Source organism: Noviherbaspirillum sp. (assembly GCF_035654295.1).
Lineage (GTDB): Bacteria > Pseudomonadota > Gammaproteobacteria > Burkholderiales > Burkholderiaceae_D > Noviherbaspirillum.
In genome coordinates this window covers 1-4226 of the sequence record NZ_DASRXF010000167.1, presented here as the reverse complement: position 1 = coordinate 4226, position 4226 = coordinate 1, and the positions used below count along the sequence as shown (strand labels likewise).

The 4226-nt window shown below is 65.1% G+C and carries 4 protein-coding genes; 2 read left to right on the top strand and 2 right to left on the bottom strand.

Features of this window, described 5'->3' with window-relative positions; all coding sequences use genetic code 11:
• The coding region (gene hrpA, locus VFF99_RS16085; protein ID WP_325019651.1) for an ATP-dependent RNA helicase HrpA at nt 1–2306 on the bottom strand (2306 nt) is incomplete at its 3' end.
• Between the two features lie 25 nt (nt 2307–2331).
• Between hrpA and argA the strand changes: the two genes are divergently transcribed.
• Both argA and VFF99_RS16075 read left to right on the top strand, forming a co-directional pair.
• The gene (gene argA / locus VFF99_RS16080) at nt 2332–3642 is read left to right on the top strand and encodes an amino-acid N-acetyltransferase (protein ID WP_325019649.1); all 1311 of its coding nucleotides are present in this window, start codon (nt 2332–2334) and stop codon (nt 3640–3642) included.
• Between the two features lie 54 nt (nt 3643–3696).
• On the top strand, nt 3697–3969 hold the full coding sequence (locus tag VFF99_RS16075; RefSeq protein ID WP_325019647.1) for an oxidative damage protection protein: 273 nt from the start codon (nt 3697–3699) through the stop codon (nt 3967–3969).
• A 61-nt stretch (nt 3970–4030) separates the two neighbouring features.
• Here VFF99_RS16075 and VFF99_RS16070 read toward each other — a convergent pair.
• Nucleotides 4031–4226 (bottom strand): ribose-5-phosphate isomerase A (locus tag VFF99_RS16070; protein ID WP_325019645.1); only part of this gene is annotated, 196 nt, incomplete at its 5' end.

Genomic DNA, 4226 nt, shown 5'->3' with positions numbered 1-4226 from the left:
GCGGCGATCAGTTCCTCATCCACCAGCACGTCCAGGCGGCGCGACTTGTGTTCGAGGTTTTCGATCTCGCGCACCAGCTTCTGGTTGTGCGCCAGGAAGGGCGCGCGCGTGTCGAACTCGCCGGCCACCAAGGCGCTGCGGATGAAGATCTCGCGCGCCTGCGCCGGATTGATCTGGCCGAAGTTGATGCGGCGCTGGCTGTAGACGACCAGGCCGTAGAGCGTGGCACGCTCGAATGCCGACACCTGCGCGGTACGCTTTTCCCAGCGCGGGTCGCCGTAGGACTTCTTCAGCAAATGCCCGCCGACGCGCTCCAGCCATTCGGGCTGGATCTGCGCGATGCAGCGCGCATACAGGCGCGTGGTGTCGACCAGTTCCGCGCCCATTACCCAGCGTCCGGCCTTCTTTGCCAGGTGCGAACCGGGCCAGATGAAGAACTTGATGCCGCGCGCGCCGAGGTAGTGCTGTTCGTCGTCCACCTTGTAGCCGATGTTGCCGAGCAGGCCGGTGAGCAGCGCGGTGTGCACCTGCTCGTAGGTGGCCGGCGCTTCGTTCAGGCGCCAGCCCTGCTCGCGCACCAGTGTCAGCAGCTGCGAATGCACGTCGCGCCACTCGCGCAGGCGCAGCTGCGACAGGAAGTTGGCGCGGCAGCTTTCCATCAGCTGCTTGTTGGACTTCTTGTGTTCGATCGCGTCCTCGAACCACTTCCAGATCTTCAGGTAGCTCAGGAATTCGGATTTCTCGTCGGCGAATTTCTTGTGGGCGTTGTCGGCCGCGTCCTGCGCCTCCAGCGGGCGGTCGCGCGGGTCTTGAACGGACAATGCGGAAGCAATGACCAGCACCTCGCTCAGCGCGGCATTGTCGCGCGCGGCAAGGATCATGCGCCCGACCCGCGGGTCGAGCGGCAGTTTCGCGAGTTGCCGGCCCAGGGCCGTGAGCTGGTTCGATTCGTCGACCGCGCCGAGTTCCTGCAGCAGCTGGTAGCCGTCTGCGATCGCACGGCCCATGGGCGGCTCGATGAAGGGGAAAGTCTCGACATCCGTCAGCCGCAGCGATTTCATGCGCAGGATGACGGCGGCCAGCGAGGAACGCAGGATTTCCGGGTCCGCGAATTTCGGCCGCTGCAGGAAGTCCTGCTCGTCGTACAGGCGGATGCACACGCCGGCGGCGACACGGCCGCATCGGCCCGCGCGCTGGTTGGCGGCGGACTGGGCCACCGGCTCGATCTGCAGCTGCTCCACCTTGTTGCGGTAGCTGTAGCGCTTGACGCGCGCCAAGCCGGTATCGACGACGTAGCGGATGCCGGGCACGGTGAGCGAGGTTTCCGCGACGTTGGTAGCGAGCACGATGCGGCGGGCGTTCGATGTCCTGAACACGCGCTCCTGCTCCTGCACCGACAGGCGGGCGAACAGCGGCAGGATCTCGACATGCGGCGGATGGTGCTTGCGCAAGGCTTCGGCTGCATCGCGGATCTCGCGCTCGCCGGGCAGGAAGACGAGGACATCGCCGGGGCCGATACGGGCCAGCTCATCCACCGCGTCGACCACTGCATCCATCAGGTCGCGCTGCTCCTTCTGCGCGGAGGGTTTGCCGTCGCCCTTCTCGGACGGCTCGACCGGGCGATAGCGCACTTCCACCGGATACAGCCGGCCCGACACCTCGATGACGGGGGCGGGCTTGTCGCCCTTCCCGAAGTGGCGCGCGAAGCGGTCTGCGTCGATGGTCGCCGACGTGATGATCACCTTCAGGTCCGGCCGTCGGGGCAGCAGCTGCTTCAGGTAGCCGAGCAGGAAGTCGATGTTCAGGCTGCGTTCGTGCGCCTCGTCGATGATGATGGTGTCGTACTGCTTGAGCAGCGGGTCGGTCTGGGTCTCGGCGAGCAGGATGCCGTCGGTCATGAGCTTGACCGACGCGCCTTTCGACAGCGTGTCGGTGAAGCGCACCTTGAAGCCAACATGCTCGCCCGGCGGCGAGCCCAGCTCCTGCGCGATGCGCTTGGCCGTCGAGGAGGCGGCAATGCGGCGCGGCTGCGTATGGCCGATCAGGCCCTTCTGGCCGCGGCCGAGCTCCAGGCAGATCTTGGGCAGCTGGGTCGTCTTGCCGGAACCGGTTTCGCCGCTGACGATGATCACCTGGTTGGCGCGCAAGGCGTCGGCGATCTCCTTGCGCCGACCCGAGACGGGCAGCTCTTCAGGGAAGGTAATCGGCGGCAAGGGGTTGCGGACGACGGGCTCGGCGGGCTTCCCCTCCGGCCGTCGCTCCGGGCGCCGGGGAGGACTTTTTTGGACTTGTTCGGGTGCAGACATATCGGGGCGAATTATAATGCGCGTCATGGAAAACCCTATTCAATTCGTTCAGTGGCTGCGCTCGGTCGCGCCCTACATCCACGCCTTCCGGGGGAAAACCTTCGTGGTCGCCTTCCCGGGCGAGCTGGTGATGTCGGGTGCGCTGCCGGTGCTGGCCCAGGACTTGTCCCTGCTGCACGCGATGGGCATCAAGGTCGTCATCGTCCACGGCTCGCGGCCGCAGGTGGAGGAGCAGCTGGCGCTGCGCAACCTGACCGCGCGCTACCACAACGGCCTGCGCATCACCGACGCGGCCGCGATGGAGTGCGTGAAGGAAGCCGCCGGCGAACTGCGCCTGGACATCGAAGCGGCCTTCAGCCAGGGTTTGCCGAACACGCCGATGGCCCATTCGGCCATCCGCATCATCTCGGGCAATTTCGTCACCGCGCGGCCGATCGGCGTCATCGACGGCCTCGACCTCGAATTCACCGGCGTCGCGCGCAAGATTGCCTATGAGACCATCCACCCGATCTTAAGTGCCGGCGGGCTGGTCCTGCTCTCCCCGCTGGGCTTTTCACCGACCGGCGAGGCGTTCAACCTCGCGATGGAAGACGTCGCGGTAGCCGCCGCCACCGCGCTGCGCGCCGACAAGCTGATTTTCATCACCGAAACCCCCATGATGACCGACGAGCAAGGCCGCGACGTGCGCGAGCTGACCGCAGCGCAGGCCGACACCCTGCTCAGGAGCGGCGTGCTGCCGCCGGACAGCGCGTTCTACCTGCAGGCCTGCGTGAAGGCCTCGCGTGCCGGCGTCCCCCGCGCGCACATCGTGCCCTTCGAGCTGGACGGCTCGGCCATGCTGGAAATCTTCACGCACGACGGCGTCGGCACGATGGTCAGCACCGAGAACCTGGAAACCCTGCGCGAAGCCACCATCGAAGACGTCGGCGGCATCCTCAAGCTGATCGAACCGCTGGAAGCCGACGGCACGCTGGTCAAGCGCGGCCGCGAATTGATCGAGCGCGAGATCGAGTATTTCTCGGTGATCGACCACGACGGCGTGATCTTCGGCTGCGCGGCGCTGTATCCGTTCCCGAAAGAAAAAATGGCGGAGATGGCATGCCTGACCGTCAATCCCGATGTGCAAAGCCAGGGCGACGGCGAGCGCATCCTCAAGCACATGGAAAACCGCGCCCGCGCGGCCGGCTTCACCAGACTGTTCGTGCTGACGACGCGCACTGCGCACTGGTTCCTCAAGCGCGGCTTCGTGCACGCCACGGTGGACGACCTGCCCAAGGACAGGCAGCACATGTACAACTGGCAACGCAAGTCGCAAGTATTGATCAAGCAACTTTAAAACCTTCGCTGTCTCCAATATGGCAGCGCCACTCAGATAAACAAGGAGTTGAACATGGCCCGGATGGTCCACTGCATCAAGCTGAACAAGGAAGCCGAAGGACTGGATTTCCCGCCCTACCCGGGCGAACTCGGCAAGCGCATCTACGAAAACGTCTCCAAGGAGGCATGGGCCGGCTGGCTGAAGCACCAGACCATGCTGGTCAACGAAAACCGCCTCAACCTCGCCGATGCCCGCGCACGCAAGTACCTGGCGACGCAGATGGAGAACCATTTCTTCGGTTCCGGCGCCGACGTTGCAACCGGATATGTGCCGCCGTCGGAGTAAGCGGGCGGTGGCCAAAAAACAAAAGCCCGCTGACGCGGGCTTTTTTGTTGCGGAAACGCTATCAGAACGTCAACTTCTTCACACCTTCCGCCGTGCCGAGCAGGGCGACATCGGCGCCGCGCTGCGCGAACAGGCCGACGGTCACGACGCCCGGGATGTTGTTGATCTGCGCTTCCAGTCCTGCGGGGTCGGCAATCTTCAGCCCGGCCACGTCGAGGATCATGCAGCCGTTGTCGGTCAGGAGCGGCTGGCCGTCC

Bases quoted from the DNA above. Each gene is read 5' to 3' on its own strand.
- VFF99_RS16075 (WP_325019647.1), top strand. From the start codon at position 3,697: ATGGCCCGGATGGTCCACTGCATCAAGCTGAACAAGGAAGCCGAAGGA.
- argA (WP_325019649.1), top strand. From the start codon at position 2,332: ATGGAAAACCCTATTCAATTCGTTCAGTGGCTGCGCTCGGTCGCGCCC.